The organism is Floridaenema fluviatile BLCC-F154, assembly GCF_041929135.1.
GTDB classification, from domain to species: Bacteria; Cyanobacteriota; Cyanobacteriia; order Cyanobacteriales; family Aerosakkonemataceae; genus Floridanema; species Floridanema fluviatile.
The window spans coordinates 189,358-214,941 of the sequence record NZ_JBHFNS010000093.1; the positions used below are offsets into that span (position 1 = coordinate 189,358).

Here is a 25,584-nt window from a genome sequence, read left to right on the forward strand (position 1 = left end):
AAAGTTACTAAGCAAACGCAGAAAGAAGCTATCCCAGCAACCTTCTGCGTTTTGTTTTTATATTAAACATAATTCAAAATTATCCCACCTTTGCTATTTCTTCCTTTTCCAACCAAACATCTTCACTTTCTTCTATAAAACTAGTGATAAAAAACTCTACTTTAATTAATCCAAATTCTATTAAATCGCCATCTTGAAGCAAACAAGGTTCTAAACTAGATAACCGTTTATAATTCACTTTAGTACCATTTCTGCTACCAACATCTTTAATAAAAAAACTCTTTCCAGCTTCATGACCTAAAATAGCATGACTACGAGAAATTGAAAGTTCCGCAATAGGGATAGAACAATTTAATTTACTACGTCCAATTATCCATTCTTCAGAATGATCGACAATTTGAACAGTTTCTACATGGAAAAGGTTAGTTACTAAAAAAGTTGAATTCTCTGTATTGATAGCCTGAATATAAAAAGGCGCAACTTCACAACGTTTAGGAGCATTTAAAATTGGCTCAATAACTGTGGTTAATTGCTCAAGATCATTCCGACAATTGGCTACTAAAGAACGCAAAAAAGAAGTATTCTTTTCCAAAAACTTGAAAGCTTTATCTGTATTTTGGGTTGGATAAGTTAAGTTTGAAAGCATACCAATTCTCAACGAAATATGCCAGAAATAATACACAAATGCACCTTTGCACAACAGGTAAAGCTATTTCAACCTTTAGGTGCAACAGTATAACTAGAGATGTACTACATTCTAAAAGTTTTCACAATTACTAAAAGGTCAGAATTTACAGAAACTTTAAATACTATTACCTTATTCAGGACTTTTGTAAAGATTGTGCTAAGAACAATCTAGATAATTACGCGGTTATTTATGGTAATTATTCAACGGGAAATTCGCCAATCTGGGTAAATATAGTGGCAATTGGCCAAGACATTGGTAATACTTATTGAACAAAGCGTTACCATTATGCCAAGTTTATACGTATTGCTGCCATTGATCCTGAAACTAGACTTCAGACAGCTATTTAACTGGCATATCAGATCTCGCGCTCAGCCAAAATGCAGCGAATAAGCTGTTACGCATTTAAAAGTCATATTGTAGGGTGCGTCAGATTTAGATATTTTCCTTTCTACATAGGCTTTACCGTCTGACGCACCCTACTCGTTAATAAGTGATTTAAATGCGTAACAGCTTATCATTTGATATAAGGTCATGATTGGGTTTTTCTCTGTGCTAGCCATCTCATGTCATCCTCAAATTCTCGCTTCCTAAAAATAGAAATTACCGCCAATTCCTCTCATCCAGAACTCTTGGCAGGTTTGGAGGCTTGGTTAAGCTTGGGTTTGCTGACTGATGTCCAAGTTAAACAAATATCTCGGCAATACCTGACTTGTCCTTTACCAGAAGTAACAGAGACAGCAACCGTTCCTGCCGCAAAAAGCCGCAATCAATCAGATTTTGCGATCCCTGTGGCAGCGGAAACAGCAACTCGCAGCACAAAAGCGACTACTCAGGAACCAGCAAACAGAGTTAACCGCATTTTACAGTCACTCATGGCTGAACTTAGCGTTAGGTGGCTGCTGTTCTTAGGTGTTTTCATGGTGGTAGTTTCCTCTGGCTTGTTGGCGGCTACCCAATGGGAAAAGTTTCCCTCTTTTGGACAGTACGGAATTTTACTGAGTTATACTTTGATTTTTTGGTTAGTCAGTTTTTGGGCGGGTAAACAAAGTAATTTGCAATTAACAGCCCAGACTTTGCAAGCGGTAACTTTGTGTTTAGTACCTGTGAATTTTTGGGCGATGGATGGTTTTCGCTTGTGGGGAAATATCTGGGAATGGCTAACAGTAGCAATTGCTTCGGTTACGCTTACAGGAATTACTATTTTAATTTTAAAAACTCAGCGTTACTCTCCTAATTATTTGGGATTGATTAATTATTTAGGATTAAGTTATTTGCACTGGGGTTGGGGATTTTCCGGCTTTCCCTTGATTGCGGTTTATTTGGGAGTAGCATTTACTAGTTTGGCAACGGTTTATACTTATCGTGATTGGGTAAGTCGAGAAGAATCAGCTGAGACTAATCAGTTAGCAATTGCTAATTCTCAAAGAGTAACGACAGCGGTAATTTATGGCATAGCAGTTCTGTTAATTCGGGCAATTTTCTTAACTAGACCTCCGGTAGAAATTACTCAATTAGGTTTAGCAATAGGCATTTGTGGCTGGCTTTTGGCTTGGCTATCGCAACAAAGACCAAATCCTTTGACTTCTGCCCCACCTTTTTCTCAGGTAAATTGGGAAGTAGTTGGGGGAGTTTTATTGTTTGTAGGTTGGGCGGTTTCGGTAATTGATTTTCCCGGACAAGCTTTAGCCGTTAGTGGCATTGGTTTATGGTTTTTCGATCGGCGTTTAAAACGATTTTGGCGCAAGTTTGATTTAGCAGCTTTTCTATTAGTTGGTTTTCAGTCAATTTGGTTAGTTTGGCGTTTAGTTCCCGATCGCATTCAACAAGTTTTAGTTAATACGGCACTTCAATTAACTGGTGCGGAAAGTTACTCTTACACTTTGTTGGGTGTGGTGTTATTCCCTTACGTAGTTTTTATTGTGGGAGTGACTAATTGGTTAGAAAAACGTCAGAAACCTGAGTTGGTTAAGTTTGGGGAAGGAATAGCTTTAATTTTAGGTTTGACTTTGACTATTATTAGTTTACTGAATCCTTTGTTGCGATCGCTAAACCTAATCTCCTCTACCATCACCCTAGCAGTTGTCACCCAAAAACGCCCCCGCACTTTTTTAATTTACCTAACTCACATTTTCGCTTTACTAACAATCACCTCATTTGTTGACTATTTACTACCTAATTTAAATGTCAATATTTGGATGGCAATTTTGCAAGGTTTAATGGTAACAGAATGGATATTTAGTATCAGCAATCTCCCAGTCCCCAACACCCAACAAATTTGGCAACGCAGTTCGTGGCATTTAGGCTTAAGTTTAGCAGCTTTAACTTATGTAATTCCCTTAAATGTTTATCAGAGTAATTCTATTCCTAGTTTACTATGGTTAATTACACCTTTGGCGTTGACTGGTGTAGCAACTTGGGGCGAAAGTTCGCGCCGAGAATTAGCTGCTGGGTTAAGTCTAGCTGCGAATATTTTGGCGCAAGTTTTGCTGTTTCCTTTCCCTGAAACCAGGTTATTTGGTTTAGCTTTAGCGACAATGCTGATGTTTGTAAATACCCGCTATTTACAAAACCTATTATCAGCAGTAATTACTATTGGTTTTGGCTTAAGTTTCTCAGGACAATTGCTTTGGGATAGATTTTTAGGATTTCCCAGAAATTCGATACCAGCTTGGTTGATTGCTTTGGGAGTAGTTATTAATTTATTATGGTTATGTCGCGGTTTTCTCCTTCGTAAAAACAATAAATTATCTGGACTTTACGCCCAAGCAAGTGATGGTTGGGCAAGTAATCTTAGTATTTTAGAATTATTACTCCTAACCTTCCATTCAGCAAGTGTTTATTCAGGATTTCTTACTCCTTCAGTTCCGGTTTTAATCGCCATAATTCTTACCTTTATTGCTATTGCTTATCGAAATTGGCAACAACCTACTAATTTGGCAATCTTTGCTTTAGCTTGGAGTTTGGAACTTTTAACTGCCGAAATTATTGGTTTTACCGATCGCTCTTTAATCAATTTAAGCATAGCTAATATTGCATTAGGTTTAACAACTCAACTTCTAGGTGATTGGTGGCGACGCAAAGTTGGTGCAGAAAGATTCCCTGTTAGTTTGCATCTTGTTCCGTTAATTTATGGAATTTTAGCAGGTGTTTTACGTTGGGGTAATTTTGCTAGTTGGACAGGTTTAAGTTCAATGGCAATTTCTTTAATAGCTATTGGGGTTGGGAGAAGGAAAGCAGAATTTAAACCTCTACTTTATTTAGGTTTATTCGGTGTTTCTGCGTCAGCTTACGAACTACTACTTTATCAGCTTTCACAATCAGAAACAGGAGGTTTTGGCGATGGTTTAATTGCAATGGCGGCGCTTGGTACTGGTATTATGTACGCTTATCGGGTGTTATCTCCTTGGTTGTTACGCTATTTACCAATTACAACCCAAGAGTTAAAAAGAATTGCCCATTTGCATTGGGTTTGGAGTAGCTTTTTATTAATGTTTGCGATTATCAATCCAATTCAAAGCGGCAGATTTATCGGCTTAGGTGTAGGTTTATTTTTAGTTCAATATGCCATTTTACAAGGACGGAATAATCCTAACTTAAAATTAGCAGAAAGTTGGGTTTATTTGGGACTTATAGAAGCGGCGGCGATTAGATTTTATTGGCAAGGTACGCCTGTAGAAGTGTTATTTTCCGATCCTTTGAAACCTTTTCGGGTGGCGATCGCTTGTCTTGTGGCATACTTTTTCTATATCTTACCTTGGTCAAATTGGGGTTGGCCTAAAAGACCTTGGTTAATAGCAGCAATTGTTTGGCCTTTAGTAATTATTTGGGAAACTAGCACCGTTGTCCATCCTGTTAGTTTACTAATTGCTGCTGGATTTTATACTATCATTGCTTGGCTCGATCGCCAAATCCGTTTTAGCTACATTAGCGTCGCATTAATTAACTGGACTTTGTGGCGTTGGTTCTTAGATTTACAACTCACAAATGCTTTATGGTATGTTATTCCTGTAGGTTTAACTTTGCTCTATATTGCCCAAGTCGATCCTGATTTAAATCGACCAGAACAAAGAGAAAATCGTCATTACCTACGCTGTTTAGGAATTGGGACAATTTGTTTAGTTTCCCTCTGGACAGAAGAATGGACGGGAATAGGTTCTGGTATCTTAAGCATAGTAGTAATTTTCGCGGGATTAGCTCTCAGAGTTCGCGCTTTTCTATATATTGGAACTATTACTTTTTTAATCAATGCCTTTAATCAGTTAGTAATTCTTAACTTCCGTTACTCGTTTTTCAAATGGTTAATTGGTTTAGTAGTTGGGATTGTTTTTATTTGGATAGCTGCTAACTTTGAAACTCGTCGCGAACAGCTAACCACTTTATTAAGAAACTGGATTACTGAGTTACAGAACTGGGAATAATTTACATTAAATCTACCAATGACTAACAATATTCAGGTACAACCAAAATTAGAATTTATTCCACCAAACTTCAATCCTCTAGTTTTTCAAGCTTGCAAGTTTGTGTTGCCGATATGGTTGCGATCGCGCACTCCCATAGCTGAAATTAAAGCCGAAAACTTAGAAACTTTAATTGATTTATACAAGCAATTTCAATCAAATAAAATTCGCTTTTTAATTGCATTTCGTCACCCTAGCGTTGACGATCCTTACTCTTTAATGTATACGTTAAATAAACTACTACCAAAAGCAGCGAAACAGCAAAATGTATTATTAGAAAAACCAACTCACGCACATTTTATTTACGATCGCGGAATTCCCCTTTGGGCAGGTTCTTATATTGGTTGGCTTTATTCTCAATTAGGTGGAACTCCCATCCATCGAGGTAAGTTAGATCGAGTAGGTTTACGTTCAATTCGTCAACTATTTGTTGATGGACAATTTCCCATGATGGCATCTCCAGAAGGCGCAACGAATGGACATAATGAAATAGTTAGTCCCATTGAACCAGGAATTGCCCAAATGGGTTTTTGGTGTGTAGAAGACTTGTTAGCAGCAAAGCGTTCTGAAGAAGTTTTAATTGTGCCGATCGGCATTCAATATTACTATATAGATCCGCCTTGGGAATCTTTAGAAAAGTTGCTAACTCAATTAGAAACTGATAGCGGTTTATCGGGAAATTCTGGTTTTGAATTTATCCCACCAGATGAACTGAAATTTATCAGTGACAGAGAAGCACTTTTGTATAAAAGGTTGTATGGTTTAGGATTTCACATACTAGAGTTAATGGAGAATTTCTACACTAGGTTCTATCATAAAAATTTGCCCCAAATTTCCCCCTCTTCAGTGACTAACTCAAGTGAACTTTTATGCGTCAGATTACAAGCATTATTAGATACAGCTTTAAAAGTAGCAGAAGAGAGTTTTAATGTTCCTACTAAGGGTAATGTGATCGATCGCTGTCGCAAATTAGAACAAGCCGGATGGGATTGGATTTATCGTGAAGATATCAAGAATTTAGAAAAACTATCACCTTTAGAAAAAGGTTTAGCCGATCGCATCGCTGAAGAAGCATCTCTGCGAATGTGGCACATGAGATTAGTCGAAAGTTTTGTCGCTGTAACAGGTAAATATGTTTACGAAAAACCTTCTGTAGAAAGGTTTGCCGAAACAACTTTACTACTGTGGGATATGCTAACTCGCATCAAACAAGGTAATCCTTTTAAACGTCCTAAATTAGGTAAACAAAGAGTGGAAATCGAGATTGGAAATCCCCTTTCAGTTTCCTCTCGCTGGGATAGTTATAAAGCTAGTCGTCGTAAAGCAGTAAACGATCTCACGCAAGATTTACAAACAAGTTTAGAGAAATTGATCTGATCGTTAAAAATTCTTAGAACTCTTGTTTATCTTCGCTGCAAATGATGTCTAGGCGCAATACCAGGATTAGTTATGGCAGCTAATTTTTCCTGGGTAATCTCTTCTGCTTGAGTAGGTAATTTTTCCGCGGAAGCGATCGCTTGAAAAATTTGCTCTTCAATTGTTTCCGTAAAACCTTGATTATTAAAATTGTATTCCACTACTAAAGAACTAGCTGCCGGATTAATCCTAACATAACTAACAAAATCCAAAGCTTGGATTAAATGCTGAAGATTATTCCCATATTCGGAATCATTAACTAGTCGAGAAATGCGAATGCGAATCCGTCCCGGTATTGAGTGAACCACCCGATAATTTAGATTTTCCTGCACCTCTTTTGTTAACACTGGCATAAGTAACTCCTGTCACTTACTAAAGAATTCAGAATCTAAAATTCAGAATAGCAAAAACTCTGGATTCTAGATTCTGAACTCTAAAAACTTTTACGCTTATCTTGGTACTAAATGCCGCCGAGGGCCAACACCCGGATTAATTACTGCTGCTATTTCTTCGGGAGACATTTGTTCAATTTGCGCGTGTAGTTGTTCAACTGTGAAATTGTAACCTTGTTCAGACGCAATATTTACAAAGGTTTCTGGATCGTCTGTAGCTCTGAGTTTTGCTTTTAAAGCATCATCTTCTTGAATAGCTTTAAAAAAGCGTGCTGCACATTCTTGTGACATAAATTACCTCGCCTTTGTTAAATTTTGGAGCAAAAAATCTTCTTGCGATCGCTACTTACTAGCAACTCAATTGTTAGTCTAGGTACTATTTCCTACCTTAAAGTTGGCAAAAATTAAATGAGAGATATTTGTCAGGATATGTGAAAAAATTAAAAATTTCACTAAATCTTGACATAAGTTAAAGATTTTAGTATCAAGCGTCACTTGCCAACGAGCAACTTTATGCTTTAGATCCCCGACTTCTTGAAGAAGTCGGGGATCTAAAGGATCTAAAGTGGATCTGGACACAAGAACATTTATAGTGATTGAAGTCGGGTTATTCTTAAAATATTGTGAAAGCGATTACACTTCTTGGCTCCACTGGCTCAATTGGTACTCAAACACTCGATATCGTCTCCCAGCATCCTGACAAATTTCGCATTGTTGGGTTAGCTGCGGGACGGAATGTGGAAATGTTGGCGCAGCAAATTCGTCAATTTCGACCGGAAATAGTGGCAATTTGCGATGAAGACAAACTTCCAGAATTGAAAGCGGCAATTGCTGACCTCGACCCCCAACCGATTTTGTTAGCTGGGGATGCGGGAGTAATTGAAGTTGCGCGTTACGGTGACTCGGAAGCGGTAGTTACCGGAATTGTTGGCTGTGCTGGCTTGTTACCGACAATTGCTGCTATTGAAGCAGGGAAAGATATCGCTTTAGCTAATAAAGAAACCTTAATTGCTGGGGGCCCAGTTGTTAATCCTTTGGTGGAAAAACACGGGGTAAAACTTTTGCCAGCAGACTCGGAACATTCGGCAATTTTTCAATGTTTGCAAGGAGTTCCTAAAGGCGGTTTAAAGAAAATTATTTTAACAGCTTCCGGTGGTGCGTTTCGAGATTGGCCTGTTGAAAAATTAGCAGAAGCTAAAGTTTCTGATGCTTTGAAACATCCTAATTGGTCAATGGGTCGGAAAATTACCATTGATTCTGCTACCTTAATGAACAAAGGTTTAGAAGTAATTGAAGCGCATTATTTGTTTGGGTTGGATTATGATGATATCGAAATTGTCATCCATCCCCAAAGTATTATTCACTCATTAATTGAGCTACAAGATACTTCGGTTTTAGCACAATTAGGTTGGCCTGATATGCGTTTGCCTTTGCTTTATGCAATGTCTTGGCCTGAGAGAATTTATACAGATTGGGAAAGATTAGATTTGGTAAAAGCTGGCAGTTTAACTTTCCGCGAACCAGATCATAAAAAATATCCTTGTATGCAGTTAGCTTATGCGGTTGGTCGTGAAGGTGGTTCGATGCCTGCGGTTTTAAATGCGGCAAATGAACAAGCTGTAGCTTTATTTTTGGATGAAAAGATTGGCTTTTTAGATATTCCCAAGTGTATTGAGTGGGTTTGCGATCGCCATCGCACAGATCATCAACAAAACCCCTCTTTAGATGACATTTTAGCAGCAGATAAATGGGCAAGACAAGAAGTTTTGACAGCGAGTAAGTTAGTTAGTCAAAATCAGCCGATTGTTGTATAAATAGCTTCGAGTTGTAGAGACGTTGTATACAACGTCTCTACAACTACCTAGCTTTGCATCAGGAACTATATCTAAATTAATGTCAAACAATCGACTCAGTATCAGCATCCTTAATCGCTTGTTTTAGTCGTACTAAACGCCTTTGTCTATTATCATTTTCTAACTGCATCGTAATGTTTTCTAATTCCAGGGTAGCTGCTTCCATCGCTAACCGACTGCGGCGCAAATTAGCTAATAATCTCTTAGCTGTTTCAGTATCAGGAATGTGAGGTTGGTTAGTCATGGCAAATTCCACTCAGTTTTTACTTCTTGAATGCTCCGCGTCATCGCTGGAATTTCCATTTGGATACGTTCAATTGATTGGTTTACTAAGTTTAGCATATCAGCCGTTATCGCTGGTTGAGCCTCAGCAATGCGTAACTGAAAATTAGACAACCGAGAAAACCAAGGTGTTGCACGTTCAGCTACACTTTTCAGTTCATCCAAAAATTGTATTGTGTCACTCGTTTCTCCCAGTAGTTCAAAGAGGCTCAATTCTGCTGCTGTTGCTGTATCAATGATATCTAACAACTGACGTTTTAACTGCCAGATAGTTTCCTCAAGTTCGTTCGGAAATTTTGCCATACCTGCACATTCCTAATAAGTCCCTAATCATTGATCTTTACCACTAAATCACATAATCGCTTCTTTTAAACCTGAAATTACTCAACTCTTATAAGAAGCTACTGAGTTGATGGGATAATATTAGCGGTCGCTTTTATCCAGAGTAAAATGGGGAAAAGCGATCGCTAATTGCACAAAACTTTTGCAGCAACAATCAAAGGTAACAATGCAAATTACATTAAGTCCAGAACAAACCCAAATTCTTGAAACTTTGGTAAAACAAGGGCAATATTCATCCTTGGAAGAAGCAATTAACACAGCCTTACTGTTATTAATTGACGATCTTACTCAATCAGATACCAACAACAATCCAAACTATTTAGCTTGGGTTGAAGAAACTCGGAAAAAAATTGACATCGCCAGAGAACAGGCGCAACGCGGTGAAGTACTAAATGCAGAAGATGTACTAGCGCAACTTAGAGATAAGGTGAAAAAAGCCACAGATGTTACAATCCTACCGGAACAAATAGCAGAACGAGAAGCCTGGTTATGCTTGTCAAGGCATCAACTAAACAATGCCTACAGTCAGGAAGACGATTACCCACTCGATGCAATTAAAATCGCAAATCCCGACTATGCAGGAAGCTGATGTCGTTCTCACCCCAATTCCTCAAGCTGACGGAACAATCAAGAATCGTCCAGTCATTCTTCTTCGGGAGTTTTTAACTTCTTAAAGCTACAGAAAAAAGCAATTGAAATTGCAGAAAAACTAAGCCAAAATACTGATATGCTAAAATTAAATATAGTCTAATTCTGAACATTTCAAATTTCGCCTTCATACCTTTATACTAAGTATTTGAAAAATCAAAATGTCCACAACTGTAATTCTATTAATCGCCGCCTTAATTGTCACATTCTTAGTATTTACCTGGTTAATTAAAGTTGTCAAAGCCACCCTTCAAACTGCCCTTACTATCGCCATAATTGTTTTAATCTTACAACTAATATTTGGCATCGGCCCCACTCAACTTTGGCAAAAAATCATTGAACTTCCTCAACTAATTTGGCAGCAACCAAATCAATAATTAACCGCAGAAAACAGTAAATAAAACAATAACATCTGCGTTTATCTGCGTTCATCTGCGGTTAATTTCTCTTATTTAAACCTTTCCAGTCAACTTGGCAAAAGCAGTTTGTACAGCTGGAGGCAATTGACGCAGAATTTTACCTTTTTCTCTGTCAACTGCTACCAAAGTCACCCTGGCTGTAACATATAATTCTTCGCCATCTAAAGACTGAATTTGGTTATCCCAATTCAACCTTACACCATCGACTTCTGCCATTTTTGCTTTGACAACTGCGGTCATTCCTAATCTTAATGGTCGGTGATAACGAATCGAAAGTTCGACAACTGGTAAATCGCAACCTAAAGCAACTAAATCAGCAAAATCAACGCCGATCGATCGCAAACATTCTACCCTAGCTTCTTCCAACCAAGCAAGATAAGAACCATGCCAAACAACCCCACCATAATCAGTATGATGTGGTTGCACTCTTACCGGATATTCAAACCAATAGCCTGGTGTTAACTGAAGCAAGTTTTGAATAGCAGTAGTAGGAGGAAGTTGGGGATTTCTTTCTTCTGACACAGTAACTCTTTTCCTTAAAAAAACACTCTTCCAATCAAATTGTAAATCGAAAATTAAATTCCCACCCTTCTGCCTTAAGTAGGGGCGGGTTTTGTTGTTCATTCTTTTGATATGATTACAGACTTATTTACTAAACCCGCCCCTACATTTTCCCTTCGTTTCCTTCTGCCTTCTGCTCTCTGTTCTCTGCCTTCTTCAACGTGGTTTAATTACTTTTGGCGCAGCAATAGCAGGAACTTGGGTAGGATCGATCAGGAACTTATCTGCATTATAAACCCCTGACCAAGCTGCTAAAAGACGTGCCGCTAATCTTAACAATTCAGCTTCTGAATTAACTCCCCAAAGTTGCTTTAAAGGTAAATTATCTGTCGGTTGTTTTCCTAATGCTAAGCGCCATGCTACAGGCACGCCTGCTATACTATTGAATGTGCCAGATAACGCACCTGCGATCGCACTTGTCACCTGTGCTTGCGGACATCTGGAAGCACGCATTACTGAAAGCTGTAAATCTTCAATCGTACTTAAAAAGCAGTAAAAAGCTAACGCCACCGGAGTATTAGGTGGTGTCGTTGTACCGCGAGGAATTAAAGTTTTTAAAGTAGTTGCTAATCCCGCACCTGCGGCTAATAAATCTTCCACTTCTCTAAGTTGCTGAACTAGGGAAGTTTCCACATCTAAGTAATTAATAGTTTCGCTAATTAAGGTAGCTGAATTTAGTTTTTCTTTTAAGGCTTTAGCGATCGCATATCCGATCGCTAAAGTACCATCTTTCAACACCGAATCATCTTGCCAAACATCAGCTACTTGTTGCAAATTCTGCCTTAACTTCGCCTCATCCTCATGGAAAAATAGCGCCACTGGTACTGTAGAAATAATTGCTCTAATATCACCACTAACTCTTTTAATACCCGGATAAACAGGAGTATTAAATTTTGACAGATTAGTTTCCTGTACAACTATTTCCTGGCATTCTTCTAACTGATTCTCATTAGTTGATTCTGAAGCTTCACACCAATCAACTAAATCTAACTTCCCATGTCTAATCAAACCTTCCGTACCACGTACCACTAAACGTCCTGTACTAAAAGGTTGCTGACTTTGTTGTTTTGTGCCTAGTTGCCAACGATCGCCATAAGCACCAACAATTTCTCCAAAAACAGTGCCTAAAAAAGCACCTCGGAATCTGCTTAAGAGGGAGTATCGCATCAATCTTATATTTAATTAGCAACTCTTAGGAAGACAATGAGCCGATTTTAACTCATTTATCTCCCGACAATACCTATCTTTTGCCAGAAGTTTAACTTGATTTTTCCAGTTTATCCTGAAACTAGACCAAAATTGGAGATCAATATCTGGAAAATGTTTGATGCTAGCAAAATACTCAATACCCAAATTGATGCAATTTTAGAACATTGGGAAACTGCCGTTCGCCAAGACTCCCGCATAGAAAGTTCAGCTGAGTTATCAGCAACCGCACTAAAAAATTCTATGCCAATCTTGTTAAGAGGAATGGCAAAGGCGCTAGCTCATCAGGGAAAAGAGAGTTATGAAACTGTTGCATCTGCTAGCTTAGAACATGGTAAAACTCGTGCTAAAGAAGGATACAATCCCGCAGAAATTGCCTGGGAATACAAAATCCTGCGCCGAGTTATTTTTTCAGTTTTAGAACCTCAGCTTCTCCAAGGTTCTCCCAAAGAAATTTTAAGAACAGTTCGTACCCTGGATGCTGTTATTGATGAAGCAATTTCTCAGTGTTATACAAGTTATGTGCAGCAGCGAGTTAAAGAGCTAGAACAGTTAAGAAGTCAGCTGATTATGACGAATCAAGAACTAACTCGATTGCTACGTACTAGTAAAGATAGTTTAGCTTACATGGCTCATGAATTAAAAACACCTTTAACTTCAATTATTGGTTATTCAGACTTGTTTCTTCGCCAACAACAAAAACCCGTAGATGTACAAGCAACAGTGCCAAATCTGCGGAACATTGAGCGAGTGCTGCAAGCTGGTAGATTATTATTACGCTTAATTAATGATGCTTTAGAATTGTCTAGCTCTGAGGCTGGTAAAATTCAATTAAATCTCGCTTGTGTTGATGTTAAACAAGTAATTAAAGATGTAGTTGCTACCATTGAACCACTTGTTCAAGCGAAGAATTTACAATTAAAAATAGATTACGATCGCGCTCCCACCCAAGTAGTAACAGATATCTTTCGTCTCCAGCAAATCTTAACTAATCTTCTCAGTAATGCCGTGCGCTACACCAATGAAGGTTTCATTAAATTAGAATGTTTCACCCATTCTAATAACTATTGGTCGATCGCGATCGCTGATACAGGAATTGGTATGGCTGAAGAAGATCTAACTCGAATCTTTGAACCTTTTATCCGAGCCAGTTCTAATACTCATCGTCGAGATGAAGAAAGTACAGGTTTAGGATTAGCAATTGTTGCTCGACTAATCAAACTTTTGCAAGGAGAAATCAAGGTTGTCTCTCAATTAGGTGTTGGCTCAACCTTTACAATCACCTTTCCCTGGAAAATATAGAAGTATCTTGTTGTGCTTCAGCACTCTCAATAAGAGCGATAAATCGCAACAACCTACCTATTTAACTTAAGTTAATTACGATCCTTTTAAATGGTTGACTAACGCAATTAATCCCAGCCAATAACTTTGGGCACCAAAACCGCTAATTTGTCCAACTGAAACTGGCGCAATATAAGAATGATGGCGAAATTCTTCCCGTTTGTAAATGTTACTTAAGTGAACTTCCACCGTGGGAATGGCTACAGCAGCGATCGCATCTCGAATCGCCACACTAGTGTGAGTGTAAGCACCAGCATTAATTAACAACCCTTGATGCAATCCCATTGCAGCATGAATCGCATCAACCAACGCCCCTTCATGATTAGACTGCAAAGGCGAAACTTTCACTTGTAATGCTTCCGCTTCCCGTTCTAACAGCTGGTTAATTTCATCCAAACTTACAGTCCCATAAACTCCCGGTTCGCGTTTTCCCAAGAGATTCAGATTGGGCCCGTGCAGTACCAATATACTAAGCTTTTGCAAATGTCTAGATTTTTATCAGGATTAACGACGACGATATGGTTCTTCTACTGGTATGGGAATCGGTTCCGGTTCTGGTTCTGCTTCTGGGCCTAGAACCAAATCCATAATTTTGCGTGCCCATTCTTTCAATGTTTCCAGTAGTTGTTCTATAAAGTCCATTGAACCGATGACTCCTTCAATACTATTTAGTCTTTGGCTCTATGCCAGGGAAGACCCGGTGTTAACTTTGTTTTTATCTTGCTCAAACCCAGACAGTTTTCAGTATACAGCTATACTAAATACTCTTTACCTAGTAAAAAATAGGTAAAATCTGTTTTAAGCTGTTTCCTTCATGATAACCAAAAATTCAAATAGATTAAGCTTTATTAATAATTTCTCAATTTTGGCGACAAAAGTTGTCGTCGCAGGCGATCGAGAGCCGTACAAGCACTAACATGACGAATCAAAGCCCGGTCTTGCAGGGAATTAAAGCGATATTCAAAGCTCTGCACTAAATTATTTGGCCCAGCCAACCCGATATAAACTAAACCAACGGGCTTAGTTTCCGTTCCCCCACCTGGGCCAGCGATACCTGTGATACTCAGTCCCCAAGTGGTATTCAGACGCGATCGCACACCTTGAGCCATTTGTTGAGCTACCAGATCGCTCACCGCCCCCAACTGAGTCAAAACCTCTGGACTAACACCCAACAGCGAGATTTTCACTTGATTATCGTAGGAAATCACCCCGCCCAGAAAATAAGCCGAACTACCAGCCACAGAAGTCAGCATACTTCCCAAACCGCCCCCAGTGCAGGATTCAGCCACAGAAAGAGTTTCCCCCTTTTCCTGTAACAACTGACCAACTACAGAAGCCAAAGAATCCTCGTCAGCACCAAAATAATTTAACCCAGCGATTTGGCGAATTTCCGCTTCTACGGGTTGAATTAAGCGATCGGCTTCTTGGGCAGATGGCGCTTTTGCCGAAACGCGCAACTTTACTTCTCCCTTGCTGGCATAAGGAGCCACCGTTGGGTTAGACAGGTTAAGTAAATGGTAAACCTTTTCCGCCAAAGCAGATTCAGCAATTCCCCAAAATTTGAGATGGCGACTGTAAATAATTTCCTTTCCCCAACCTTGGCTTTTGAGAAAAGGAACCGCAGTATCCTGCCACATTTGCCGCATTTCCAAAGGCACTCCGGGAAAAGTGAAAATAGTCAGATTTGGGCGAGGTTGCCAAATCATACCGGGTGCAGTACCCAAACGGTTCGGTAGAATATCCGCACCTTGGGGAATCAAAGCTTGCTTGCGGTTGCTGGGAGTCATTTCGCGACCCCGACGGGCGTATTTTTCGGTAATATCGGCAATTATTTCTGGTTTTTCTTCTAGAGAACTGCCGAAAAATTGGGCGATCGTTTCCGTCGTCAAATCATCAGGAGTTGGGCCCAAGCCGCCAGTGAAGATGAGGATTTGCGATCGCTCACTAGCAACAGCTATTACTTGTTTTAACCGTTCGGGATTATCACCCACCACCGTTTGGTAATAATGAGGAATTCCCAAATCAGCCAACTGCTGCGCCAAAAACTGGGCATTCGTATTTAAAATATCTCCCAGCAATAACTCAGTTCCCACACAAATAATTTCCGCAGCCATGCTTTTTGTTTCATCCTTCCTTCTTCATTCTGACGACCTGTTGCCAGACTTTCCCAGCTGGATAGATTAGCAGCAAAGTCGCGCCCAGCAAATAAATTTTGCCAAAAGGTATGCCAGCAAAAGCCAGCGCCAGACTACCCGCCCAAATAGTCAGAGAATAGATAAATATCACCGTCATTCGGTGAGACAAACCAACTTCGAGTAACCGATGGTGTAAATGGCGTTTATCCGGTTTAAAAGGCGACTTACCGCGACGTAAGCGATCGAGAATTACCGCTGACATATCCAAAATTGGCACCGCCAAAATCAAATAAGGTAACACCACAGAAGTCACAGCCGTAGTTTTCACTAAGCCAATTACCCCAACACCAGCCAAAGTAAAGCCGACAAAATAAGCCCCCCCATCACCCATAAAAATTTGGGCGGGGTTAAAGTTATAACGTAAAAAGCCGATTAATCCACCTGCGAGGGCAGCGGCAATTAACGCTGCGGCTGGTTGTCCCATAAATAGACACACAATCAGCATTACTACCGCTGCAATTGCCGAAACCCCAGCCGCCAATCCATCTAACCCATCAATCCAATTGGTTGCATTTACCATGCCCACCAACCAAATTACAGTGATGATTAAGCTAATCCAAGGCGGCAAATTCACTAACCCGATCAAGGGCATAGAAAGGAAAGCGATTTGAACACCAGCTTTCCAAGCTAAACTAGCCACAATTACTTCCACAAGTAGTCGAGTAAAAGCAGATAAACCAAATAAGTCATCTGCCAAACCGATCAGGAAGAAAGCTAGACCCCCGATAGTGACTCCCCAGATTTCATATTCTTCGCTAGGAGGTAGAATTGCGCCTTTAGCGTCTACAAAACCTCCAAACCACCAAACGACTAGAAGCGCCGCTAAGGTACCCAGAAAAATGGAAACGCCGCCTAAGCGCACCATTGGACGTTGGTGAACTTTACGTTTATCTGGTATGTCAAATAATCCGCTTTGCAGGCCAAATTTTCTGACAATTGGCGTACTCCAGAGGACGACAAAAGCGGAGACTAGAAAGGCAATCAGATGATACAAGTAAGGCATCTGAAATCAGTAGGAGTTCGACAAATAAGCGTCAGGCAGAGTCTACTACATTTCAGAGCTTCACGGTTCCAGGGTTTGTCTACCTCAAGCAGAATCAGAATAACTTATCTGCTGTTAAACCATTGCTGGTACTGGAATCGAGAGATGAGGGTACAAGGGGAAGCGATCGCATAACGATGCTACCCGCAAGCGACAATCCTGAGCGATTGCTTCATCTTCTGGATTTAGCAATCGATCGGCAATTATATCGGCAATTTCTGTAAATTCAGCGGTTCCCATTCCTCTTGTGGTCATCGCAGGTGAACCTAACCTTAAACCGCTGGTAACAAAAGGCGATTGGGTATCAAATGGGACTGTATTTTTGTTAGCCGTAATATTTACCCCACTAACTAATTGATCGGCAACTTTGCCAGTCATGTTAATGCAGCGTAAATCTACTAACATCAAGTGGTTATCTGTCCCACCAGAAACAATCTTAAAGCCCCGATTTATTAATTGATTAGCCATCGCCTTGGCATTTTCAATCACTTGACCCGAATAAGTCTTAAATTCCGGTTTCAAAGCTTCTCCGAAAGCCACTGCCTTCGCCGAAATTACGTGCTCCAATGGCCCACCTTGCGTCCCCGGAAAAACCGCTTTATCCAACTGTTTACCTAGTTCTGGGTCACGAGTCATAATTAAACCACCTCTTGGCCCCCGTAAGGTTTTGTGAGTCGTGGTTGTTACCACATCACAATAAGCGATCGGGTTAGGATGATGTCCGGTCACGACCAATCCGGCAATGTGAGCAATATCTGCGAGTAAATAAGCTCCTACCGCATCCGCAATTTCCCGGAATTTGTCAAATTCAATAATTCTCGGATAAGCTGAATAACCGCAAATGATTAATTTTGGACGATGTTGTTTGGCTAAGTCTAAAATTTGGTCATAGTCTAACTGCTCAGTTTCCTGACTTACGCCATAGTGAAAAACTTTAAACCATTTTCCAGAAACGTTGACTGGCGAACCATGAGTCAGGTGTCCCCCGTGAGACAAGTCCATCCCCATAATTGTGTCACCTGGTTGCAGTAAAGACAGGAATACCGCAAAATTAGCTTGAGCGCCAGAATGAGGTTGAACGTTAGCATGAGCCGCACCAAACATTTGTTTGGCTCGATCGATCGCGATCTGCTCAATTTGGTCAATATATTCACACCCACCGTAGTAACGTTTCCCAGGTAGACCTTCAGCGTATTTATTGGTTAAAACTGAACCTTGCGCCGCTAAAACAGCAGCCGAGGTAAAGTTTTCACTGGCAATTAATTCTAAGTGATCGCGTTGGCGCTGGAGTTCTTTTTGAATTAATTCTGCAACCAAAGGATCGGTTTGGGCTAAAAATTCTAAGTTAGTTTGTGTCACGAAGCAAATTCCCAGAAAATTTCCATATTGAATGCAAGGCGTATTCGATCATAACGCCGTTTGGTTAATAGTTAAATTTATGCTGCAAGTTGTTAAGCTCTGTATGTTTCTACACTTTCTGGCAAAAAGCTTGACATAAAATAAATTCAGTGCAGTGGGGATCGCTGGAGTTGTAAAATGCTAGTTATATTAATGGAAGATCAAGTTATTGCTCCACAAACAGTCTGCCAAAGCTGTTTACTAGCCGATCGCAGTGGTCAACCTCGCTGGAGAGGCGATCGTCTCTCTTGCGGTCATGCAGTTCGTAAACTGTCCGAGAATCAACCCGATCAGTACGAGTGTCAAATGGGCTTTCGGATCGCTAATATTCAGTAGGGACTGGGAGAGTTTTACGTTGTAGGGGCGGGTTTAGCAGAGAAATTTGGACTCACAACAGAAGAGTTAACTACAAAACCCACCCTGGAGAGAGTTTTGCGTTTTCCCCTTTGCTCCCCTGCCTGGTTCGCAGGTCATTTCAGTTTGGATGTAAGCAACTGCGTTATGCTGAACTTATGTTCACGTTTACAGGAGAACGCACTAATGGCTTGGCGGGGGACGACAACGGTTGCCGATCGCATTTTTGCTAGCTTACCCTATCTTTTACCCTTAATCGAAGGATTAGTATTTGGTCGAGCTTTGTTTCAACAATTTCCAGTTTTGCAAATTTTGCTGGTTGTACTCCAACCAGTATTGATTGTTTATAGCATCATTGCTAGTTCTTTCTTCGGGTTCGGTTCGCTAATTGTGTTTTTACTTTTGTTCTTTTTGGTGGTGAGGAACGAAAGAATTGCTCATTTTATTCGGTTTAACACCATGCAAGCAATTCTGATTGGAATTGTCTTGTCTCTATGCGGTTTGATTTTACAGTACGTTTTAGCTCCGATTTTAAGCAATGCTCCCTTCGTGATGGAAACTCTCATGACTACGATCTTTTTAGGAGTTGTTGTCGCATTTTTCTACTCAGTAATTCAATCCCTGATGGGACGCTATGCTGAGATTCCCACCATTTCGGAAGCTGTTTATATGCAAGTCCGTTAATCGTTTTCGTTGCTTTGAGAAACATTGATGGAACTTATGATTGGTCTTTGAATTACTGTGTTAGTTAAGTAACCAATTCCTTCAATTTCCACACGGACGCGATCGCCTATTTGTAAAGGCCCAATTCCCGAAGGAGTACCAGTTAAAACCACATCCCCAGGTAATAAAGTCATCACTTGGGAAATATAAGATACTAATTGGTCGGGACTAAAAACCATTTCCTCCACAGAAGCCGATTGTACGGGCTGTGGATCGTCATTAACAAAAGTCTGCAATCGAGCGCCAGGAGTCAATTCTCGCACAATCCAAGGGCCTAAAGGACAGAAGGTATCAAATCCTTTGGCTCTTGTCCATTGATTGTCTCGCTTTTGTAAATCCCTTGCCGTGACATCGTTAGCAATGGTGTAGCCCCAAATTTTCGCCTGTGCTTGTTGTGGTGTGCAATCGATGGTGCGATCGCCAATAATTAAAGCTAACTCCCCTTCATAATCCATCCTTTCTGTTTGCGGCGGATACCAAATTTCCGTTTCCGTCGGAATCACCGCAGTTGATGGCTTCAGAAAGATCAGCGGTTCTTTCGGAACCTCTGACTCCATTTCAGCTGCGTGTTTCACATAATTTTTTCCCACAGCTACCACCTTTGAAGGCGCACAAGGAGCCAAAAGCTGATAACCGTCTGGACTTAACTCAGTCTCAGTTGGTTGACCTTGTAACCAAGGCGGTGCATCCAGAACAATCACACTGCGGTTTAGTTGCAATAAACCGTAGTAAATCTGTCCTTTGGAAGTTTGAACCCGAACGTAGCGTTTTGCCATAACTATGACAGATATCCTCAAAAAGTCACAATTCAAAAGTCATTAGGCAGAAGTTTAAATCCTCAGAGCGATTGTTTACTAATTTCTTTTACCTTTTGCTTTTGCTGTTGTGCAGGGTAACACCAAAACACACAATTATTAATTACTTTTTTACACCAGTTTGAAGTGGATTTGAACAAAGCAGGGCGTAGCACCTTCTTCAATACTGACGCAAACAATACCCCTACCTTGGCTCAGTACCATCATCAGCCAGTAGTTTAGATTTTGACACTGCTACGCCTCCTTTTCCAAGCTCACAGCCAAAATCAACTAATTTTCCCTAGAAAATTTCTTCCCCCATGTTACCTACCACTAATCACTCTAAAATTTTGTAACAAAAACTACAGTTTTACTTTTTTTTCCAAAATCTCAAGTTAGTCTACGGATAGATACATAGTTCGCACCGATACCGTACTAAGGATAAATACTTATGGTTTCCTCATCATTACGACCTTTAGAAGCTCCCTCTCCTGCTCATATCTGTCCCTTTGACCAAGCTTGCAGCTACTTAGATCAAGCAGCAAAAGAGTTACATTTAGATCGAGGTTTGTTAGCAGTTTTAAGCCACCCCCGCAAAGTAGTCACAGTTTCCATTCCTGTAAAACTGGATAACGGTGAAGTGGAAGTTTTAGCCGGACATCGGGTGCAACACTGCGATGTTTTAGGCCCATACAAAGGTGGAACTCGCTACCACCCAGATGTTACCTTGCGGGAAGTCTCAGCTTTGGCAATGCTGATGACTTGGAAGTGCGCTTTAGTAGGTATTCCTTACGGTGGTGCTAAAGGCGGAATTGCCCTTGACCCCGCACGCTATACAGTGGTTGAATTAGAAAGGATTACCAGGCGTTATACTACCGAATTAATTAAAGATATTGGCCCTGCTATTGATATTCCTGCACCAGACGTAGGTACATCTGCCAGGGAAATGGCGTGGATGATGGACACTTACTCGATGAATGTCGGTCATGCAGTCCCCGGAGTAGTTACAGGTAAACCTATTTCCATTGGTGGTTCTAGAGGCCGGGAAATGGCAACCGGACGGGGTGTAATGATTATTGTCCGGGAAGCTATGGCGGAACGGGGGAGAAGCTTGGCGGGTGCAAAGGTAGTTATTCAGGGTTTTGGTAATGTTGGTGGTGCAGCAGCGGTGTTGCTGCATGAAGCGGGCGCGAAAGTAGTTGCTGTTTCTGATGCTACTGGCGGAGTTTTCGATCCTGAAGGTTTGGATATTCCAGCTTTAAAAGCTTATTCTCTACAAAATCATCGCAGTGTAGTTGGTTTTCCGGGTGCAAAAGCGGTTACTAATGCTGAATTATTAGCGTTACCTTGTGATGTGTTAATTCCAGCGGCTTTGGAAAATCAAATTACTGAGGAAAATGTTCATGAAGTGCAAGCACAAATTGTGGTGGAAGCTGCTAATGGTCCTGTTACTTTAGTTGCCGATCGAGCTTTAGAAAATCGTGGTGTAACTGTGCTTCCAGATATTTTAGCTAATGCTGGTGGTGTGGTAGTTAGTTATTTGGAATGGGTACAGGGACTTTCTTACGTTTTTTGGGATGAAGAAAGGGTGAATAAAGAAATGGAAAATTTGATGGTTCATGCTTACCATCGAGTTATTCAAGAGTCCAAAGAACGGCAAGTTCCTTTGCGAGTTGCGGCTTATACTTTGGGTGTGGGTCGTGTGGCTCAAGCTTTGGCAGATAGGGGTTTGTATCCTTAAATTTGCTGGTTTTTTGAGTTTTAGATTCAGGTGAATGAGTTGTTGCGATCGCGCTTTTTTGTGTGGAAGGTGCGATCGTTTTTTCTTCTCTTTCTTCGCCTGCTTTCCGTCCTTTGCGCTTAAAAAAATCGTAGAGATCTTCTCTTCTCTAATTTTCACATTTAAGGCAACTCAAAATTATCACTAAAAGGATTGGTAAATCGCACTCCCTCGACGATCGCTCTTTACTTCCTTCCCTTTTTGTTGTAACATTTAAATAATAGAAATGTTTGCCAAATAAATATTGTGCGATAGTTCTTCCTCGTCGAAATCATAATAACATAAAAAAATTAACCTAGTCAATAGCTTTACCTATTATTTTTGCGAATAAAACAGGAAGAATTAGCCTTTAACTTTTGCTCTTTATCCATCAGATAGCTACCTCTGTTTCTGGGACAAATTTAATTATGTAGTTGCGGTAAAAGCTGTTTCCGCTTCTTTGGGTAACTCAATAGCCACAAAGTAAGCTGCTGGATATAGATAATCTTCACCTGATTCGTCAATAATTCGGACTAGGTTATGTTTAGCGGCATGGGAATCTGGGATTATCTGATATATCTTTCGGACTTCTAATGAAGCGGAGTAATTTTCATTTTTGATGCAAAGGACAAATTGAATTTCACTCTCGTTCGGATTCATCTTGATTCACCTAAAATATATTTTATTTTCATTTCTTTTTTTCCAATCCCATGAGCTTCATACCAATGTATTTCAGCTTCACAGATTGTGCCATCCTCAAGGCTAATGGTAGCAATTCCTTTTAATTTCCTCCAACGTCCAGAACCATAAGCTTTTCGCAAGCGTTCAACCTCACGAATTGAATTACCAACTGCAATTATTTCAATATCGATGATTTCTCCAATGATTTCAAAATTCACTCAATTTTTCTAATAAATTGTCTAATTTAGATTAACCTATTTTCTGGAGTCCTAATAACTTTAGCTTTAGGAACATCCGTTTCAGTCCCGCTGCCAAATTTTGATAGTATTGTCATCGCTACCACTAGCAAGAATCTGTCCATCCGGGCTAAAGGCGACAGAAACAACTGAGCCAGAATGATCTTCCAGAGTTTTAACACATCGCCAATTCATGCCTTGGAACAAAACTTTTTGTTTGAAAATCTCTGTATATATGAGCGCATATTTTCCCACATATACTTGACACTCTCCCGTCAAGCTGGCGCTGTGACGGGAGATTCTTGTTTCTTAGAGCAACGCTTTTTAGCATGATTGCTAAAGAGTCTTACTTGCTCTCCACAAGCTTTAAATTCGGTATGTCCTACCGTATTTGATAAAGGAATAAAAATTGCAAGTGCGATCGCCCAAAAACACTTTAGCGCCCAAGCGCAACAACGTACAAAAGAGCGATCGCACTCTGGGAAAAAATGCGATCGCTCTTCTCAAATTCACCTAGAATTATTCAGCGTGTTGACGATACCAATAGATCGTCTTTTCCAAACCTTCGCGGAAGTCTGTTTGGGCGACAAAACCAAAAGATTGCTTTGCCCGTTCCACATCTAAACAACGGCGAGGTTGACCGTTTGGTTTATCAGTTTGCCAGACAATTTCGCCTTCAAAACCCATCAATTCGCAGATTAATTCTACTAAATCACGAATGGTAATTTCATAACCAGTTCCCAAGTTTACGGGTTCAGATTCGTTATAAAATTGAGTTCCCATCACAATTCCTTGTGCCGCATCTTCCGAGTAAAGAAATTCTCGACTAGGACTACCATCACCCCAAACAGGCAGTTGTTTATCTCCCCGTTGTTGGGCTTCGTAAACCTTACGAATTAAAGCCGGAATTACGTGAGAACTTACCGGATCGAAATTGTCTTCCGGGCCATACAAATTTACTGGTAATAAGTAGATGCCGTTAAAACCATACTGTTGGCGATAAGACTGAAGTTGCACTAATAAAGCTTTTTTGGCAATCCCATAAGGTGCATTAGTTTCTTCAGGATAACCATTCCAAAGGTCGTCTTCTTTGAATGGTACGGGAGTGAATTTTGGATAGGCGCAAATTGTGCCGACACAGACAAATTTTTCCACTCCTGCTTGATAGGCAGCATGAATTAATTGCGTGCCCATCATTAAGTTGTCGTAAAACAATTCGGCTGGTTTAATTAAATTTAAACCGATTCCGCCGACGTGCGCTGCTAAGTGAATTACGATATCTTGTTGATCGACTGCTTTTTGACAAGCTTCTAGCGATCGCAAATCGTAATCACGAGATCTTGGCACTGTAATCTTTTGCAAATCTGCACCAGATGCACACAATTTTTGCACCACTTGGCGGCCCAAAAAGCCCGCCCCGCCAGTGACCAAAATTCGTTTATCTTGCAAATCTAATCCTGTCATAATGTTGACCCTCTGCTGTCGGGGCTAAAATTGCTTACTCAATCAAAGCAGCTGCATCTTGGCGAATGGTAGCAATATCTGGTGCCGCATTGTGTTTATGACCATTGGGTAATTCCAAACCTAAAGCTTGCAGATCTGCTTCTACCATTAACTCTACTAATTCTGGGAAAGTTACGGAAGGTTTCCAGCCTAATTTTTGTTGAGCTTTAGTGGGGTCGCCAATTAAGATATCCACTTCCGCAGGACGCAGATAACGTTCGTCAAACTCTACATAATTTTGCCAATCTAAATTGACATAGCCAAATGCTAAATCTAAAAACTCTCTGATTGAGTGAGTTTCTCCAGTAGCAATTACATAATCATCAGGTTGGTCTTGTTGCAGCATTAACCACATAGCTCTGACATAATCCTTAGCATAGCCCCAGTCACGTTTAGAATCGAGATTGCCTAAATAGATTTTCTTTTGTTTTCCGGCGACAATCCGAGCAACTGCCCTGGTAATTTTCCGGGTCACAAAAGTTTCGCCACGACGGGGACTTTCGTGATTAAACAGAATTCCATTACAAGCAAATAAATTGTAAGACTCGCGATAATTCACAGTTTGCCAGTGACCATAAACTTTAGCGCAAGCGTAAGGACTTCTAGGATAAAAAGGCGTAGTTTCCTTTTGGGGAATTTCCTGTACTTTACCAAACATTTCTGAAGAACCTGCTTGATAAAACCGAACTTCTATCCCGGTACGATGTTGGTAGTCCCGAATTGCTTCTAACAAGCGTAAGGTTCCCATTGCCACGCTATCAACTGTATATTCAGGAGAGTCAAAGCTAACTCTGACGTGAGATTGGGCTCCCAAGTTAAAAATTTCTACTGGTTGAACTTCTTCCAAAATGCGGCGCAGTGTAACTCCATCAGTTAAGTCGCCGTAGTGCAGAAATAACCGGGCTGACTCATTATGTGGATCGACATAGATATGATCGATCCGATCGGTATTAAAGGTCGAAGTCCGGCGAATGATCCCGTGAACTTCATAACCTTGTTCCAGTAAAAATTCACTTAAATAAGAACCATCTTGACCAGTAATACCAGTGAGTAGCGCCCGCTTTCTGTTAGTCATCTTCTCAATTTCCTTTCTCTTTCTTTGAAGGTGTTTTACTCCTTCACTAAGTTAACCCAAACTGTTCGGGTAAATTAACAAATAAATATGTAAAATTTGCAAAACTTTGGTGTAGTTCTTAATTTTTCTCAGCTTAAGGATTAAATCTCAGAGTTTTTACATAGAAGGCGGAGAGAATAGTTACTCATTTTGCCCCTACTGTTGGTAAGGATTGCTGAA

27 protein-coding genes are annotated in these 25,584 nt (G+C 40.3%); 9 read left to right on the forward strand and 18 right to left on the reverse strand.

The features are described from left to right. Positions 1-79 precede the first annotated feature (79 nt). Positions 80-682: an FHA domain-containing protein gene (locus ACE1B6_RS27800; protein WP_413260544.1), complete on the reverse strand. Its 603-nt coding sequence runs from the start codon at positions 680-682 to the stop codon at positions 80-82. Between the two features lie 569 nt (positions 683-1,251). Between ACE1B6_RS27800 and ACE1B6_RS27805 the strand changes: the two genes are divergently transcribed. Together ACE1B6_RS27805 and ACE1B6_RS27810 are read left to right on the forward strand one after the other, a co-directional pair. Further along, positions 1,252-5,106, forward strand: a complete 3,855-nt coding sequence (locus tag ACE1B6_RS27805; RefSeq protein WP_413260545.1) for a hypothetical protein — start codon at positions 1,252-1,254, stop codon at positions 5,104-5,106. An 18-nt stretch (positions 5,107-5,124) separates the two neighbouring features. Next, positions 5,125-6,522, forward strand: coding sequence for a 1-acyl-sn-glycerol-3-phosphate acyltransferase (locus tag ACE1B6_RS27810; RefSeq protein WP_413260546.1), 1,398 nt, complete (start codon positions 5,125-5,127; stop codon positions 6,520-6,522). Between the two features lie 26 nt (positions 6,523-6,548). Here ACE1B6_RS27810 and ACE1B6_RS27815 read toward each other — a convergent pair whose 3' ends face one another. Continuing rightward, a complete protein-coding gene (locus ACE1B6_RS27815) occupies positions 6,549-6,914 on the reverse strand; it encodes an HMA2 domain-containing protein (protein ID WP_413260547.1) in 366 nt (121 codons plus the stop codon). 96 nt (positions 6,915-7,010) lie between these two features. Then, on the reverse strand, positions 7,011-7,244 hold the full coding sequence (locus ACE1B6_RS27820) for a Nif11-like leader peptide family natural product precursor (protein WP_413260548.1): 234 nt from the start codon (positions 7,242-7,244) through the stop codon (positions 7,011-7,013). A gap of 332 nt (positions 7,245-7,576) precedes the next feature. Between ACE1B6_RS27820 and dxr the strand changes: the two genes are divergently transcribed. Beyond that, entirely contained in the window at positions 7,577-8,767 is a 1,191-nt protein-coding gene (dxr, locus tag ACE1B6_RS27825) for a 1-deoxy-D-xylulose-5-phosphate reductoisomerase (protein WP_413260549.1), read from the forward strand. Between the two features lie 82 nt (positions 8,768-8,849). Here dxr and ACE1B6_RS27830 read toward each other — a convergent pair whose 3' ends face one another. Together ACE1B6_RS27830 and ACE1B6_RS27835 are read right to left on the reverse strand one after the other, a co-directional pair. Beyond that, positions 8,850-9,050, reverse strand: a complete 201-nt coding sequence (locus ACE1B6_RS27830; RefSeq protein WP_413260550.1) for a hypothetical protein — start codon at positions 9,048-9,050, stop codon at positions 8,850-8,852. Continuing rightward, entirely contained in the window at positions 9,047-9,391 is a 345-nt protein-coding gene (locus ACE1B6_RS27835) for a hypothetical protein (protein WP_413260551.1), read from the reverse strand. The genes ACE1B6_RS27830 and ACE1B6_RS27835 overlap by 4 nt, the downstream gene beginning before the upstream one ends. A gap of 205 nt (positions 9,392-9,596) precedes the next feature. On the opposite strand from ACE1B6_RS27835, the gene ACE1B6_RS27840 reads away from it, so the two are divergent. Further along, positions 9,597-10,019 carry a ribbon-helix-helix domain-containing protein gene (locus tag ACE1B6_RS27840; protein WP_413260552.1) on the forward strand — a complete coding sequence of 141 codons (423 nt, stop codon included), beginning with the start codon at positions 9,597-9,599 and terminating at the stop codon, positions 10,017-10,019. Between the two features lie 220 nt (positions 10,020-10,239). Then, positions 10,240-10,455, forward strand: a complete 216-nt coding sequence (locus ACE1B6_RS27845; protein ID WP_413260553.1) for a hypothetical protein — start codon at positions 10,240-10,242, stop codon at positions 10,453-10,455. Positions 10,456-10,530: 75 nt separating this feature from the next. Here ACE1B6_RS27845 and ACE1B6_RS27850 read toward each other — a convergent pair whose 3' ends face one another. After that, a complete protein-coding gene (locus tag ACE1B6_RS27850) occupies positions 10,531-11,019 on the reverse strand; it encodes an acyl-CoA thioesterase (protein WP_413260554.1) in 489 nt (162 codons plus the stop codon). Positions 11,020-11,214: 195 nt separating this feature from the next. After that, positions 11,215-12,225, reverse strand: a complete 1,011-nt coding sequence (locus ACE1B6_RS27855; RefSeq protein WP_413260555.1) for an ADP-ribosylglycohydrolase family protein — start codon at positions 12,223-12,225, stop codon at positions 11,215-11,217. A gap of 153 nt (positions 12,226-12,378) precedes the next feature. On the opposite strand from ACE1B6_RS27855, the gene ACE1B6_RS27860 reads away from it, so the two are divergent. Then, on the forward strand, positions 12,379-13,566 hold the full coding sequence (locus ACE1B6_RS27860; protein WP_413260556.1) for an ATP-binding protein: 1,188 nt from the start codon (positions 12,379-12,381) through the stop codon (positions 13,564-13,566). 75 nt (positions 13,567-13,641) lie between these two features. On the opposite strand, the gene aroQ is transcribed toward ACE1B6_RS27860, so the two are convergent. The 5 genes from aroQ to glyA all read right to left on the reverse strand — a co-directional run bounded on the left by aroQ (position 13,642) and on the right by glyA (position 18,201). Continuing rightward, positions 13,642-14,088, reverse strand: coding sequence for a type II 3-dehydroquinate dehydratase (gene aroQ, locus ACE1B6_RS27865; protein WP_413260557.1), 447 nt, complete (start codon positions 14,086-14,088; stop codon positions 13,642-13,644). A 21-nt stretch (positions 14,089-14,109) separates the two neighbouring features. Continuing rightward, complete coding sequence (locus ACE1B6_RS27870; protein WP_193983478.1) at positions 14,110-14,247, reverse strand: hypothetical protein; 138 nt, start codon at positions 14,245-14,247, stop codon at positions 14,110-14,112. 206 nt (positions 14,248-14,453) lie between these two features. Next, positions 14,454-15,719, reverse strand: a complete 1,266-nt coding sequence (locus tag ACE1B6_RS27875) for a competence/damage-inducible protein A (RefSeq protein WP_413260558.1) — start codon at positions 15,717-15,719, stop codon at positions 14,454-14,456. A 10-nt stretch (positions 15,720-15,729) separates the two neighbouring features. After that, positions 15,730-16,803, reverse strand: coding sequence for a glycosyltransferase family 4 protein (locus ACE1B6_RS27880; RefSeq protein WP_413260559.1), 1,074 nt, complete (start codon positions 16,801-16,803; stop codon positions 15,730-15,732). A gap of 114 nt (positions 16,804-16,917) precedes the next feature. After that, positions 16,918-18,201 carry a serine hydroxymethyltransferase gene (gene glyA, locus ACE1B6_RS27885; RefSeq protein ID WP_413260560.1) on the reverse strand — a complete coding sequence of 428 codons (1,284 nt, stop codon included), beginning with the start codon at positions 18,199-18,201 and terminating at the stop codon, positions 16,918-16,920. A gap of 177 nt (positions 18,202-18,378) precedes the next feature. Here glyA and ACE1B6_RS27890 point away from each other — a divergent pair, with 177 nt between their 5' ends. Next, the gene (locus tag ACE1B6_RS27890; protein WP_413260561.1) at positions 18,379-18,576 is read left to right on the forward strand and encodes a hypothetical protein; all 198 of its coding nucleotides are present in this window, start codon (positions 18,379-18,381) and stop codon (positions 18,574-18,576) included. A 204-nt stretch (positions 18,577-18,780) separates the two neighbouring features. Then, on the forward strand, positions 18,781-19,278 hold the full coding sequence (locus tag ACE1B6_RS27895; RefSeq protein ID WP_413260619.1) for a Tic20 family protein: 498 nt from the start codon (positions 18,781-18,783) through the stop codon (positions 19,276-19,278). Here the strand turns inward: ACE1B6_RS27895 and ACE1B6_RS27900 are convergent. Next, positions 19,275-20,093, reverse strand: a complete 819-nt coding sequence (locus ACE1B6_RS27900) for a fumarylacetoacetate hydrolase family protein (protein WP_413260562.1) — start codon at positions 20,091-20,093, stop codon at positions 19,275-19,277. The two genes, ACE1B6_RS27895 and ACE1B6_RS27900, sit on opposite strands and share 4 nt — an antisense overlap. A 469-nt stretch (positions 20,094-20,562) precedes the next feature. Between ACE1B6_RS27900 and ACE1B6_RS27905 the strand changes: the two genes are divergently transcribed. Continuing rightward, positions 20,563-21,852 carry a Glu/Leu/Phe/Val family dehydrogenase gene (locus tag ACE1B6_RS27905; protein WP_413260563.1) on the forward strand — a complete coding sequence of 430 codons (1,290 nt, stop codon included), beginning with the start codon at positions 20,563-20,565 and terminating at the stop codon, positions 21,850-21,852. A 444-nt stretch (positions 21,853-22,296) separates the two neighbouring features. Here the strand turns inward: ACE1B6_RS27905 and ACE1B6_RS27910 are convergent, their stop codons facing one another. The 5 genes from ACE1B6_RS27910 to gmd all read right to left on the reverse strand — a co-directional run bounded on the left by ACE1B6_RS27910 (position 22,297) and on the right by gmd (position 25,365). Continuing rightward, positions 22,297-22,530: a hypothetical protein gene (locus tag ACE1B6_RS27910; protein ID WP_413260564.1), complete on the reverse strand. Its 234-nt coding sequence runs from the start codon at positions 22,528-22,530 to the stop codon at positions 22,297-22,299. Next, positions 22,527-22,769, reverse strand: a complete 243-nt coding sequence (locus tag ACE1B6_RS27915) for a hypothetical protein (RefSeq protein ID WP_413260565.1) — start codon at positions 22,767-22,769, stop codon at positions 22,527-22,529. The genes ACE1B6_RS27910 and ACE1B6_RS27915 overlap by 4 nt, the downstream gene beginning before the upstream one ends. Positions 22,770-22,850: 81 nt before the next feature. Then, positions 22,851-23,042, reverse strand: a complete 192-nt coding sequence (locus ACE1B6_RS27920) for a WD40 repeat domain-containing protein (RefSeq protein ID WP_459563113.1) — start codon at positions 23,040-23,042, stop codon at positions 22,851-22,853. A gap of 264 nt (positions 23,043-23,306) precedes the next feature. Beyond that, complete coding sequence (locus tag ACE1B6_RS27925; RefSeq protein WP_413260566.1) at positions 23,307-24,251, reverse strand: GDP-L-fucose synthase family protein; 945 nt, start codon at positions 24,249-24,251, stop codon at positions 23,307-23,309. 34 nt (positions 24,252-24,285) lie between these two features. Next, complete coding sequence (gene gmd / locus ACE1B6_RS27930) at positions 24,286-25,365, reverse strand: GDP-mannose 4,6-dehydratase (RefSeq protein WP_413260567.1); 1,080 nt, start codon at positions 25,363-25,365, stop codon at positions 24,286-24,288. Between the last annotated feature and the right edge of the window lie 219 nt (positions 25,366-25,584).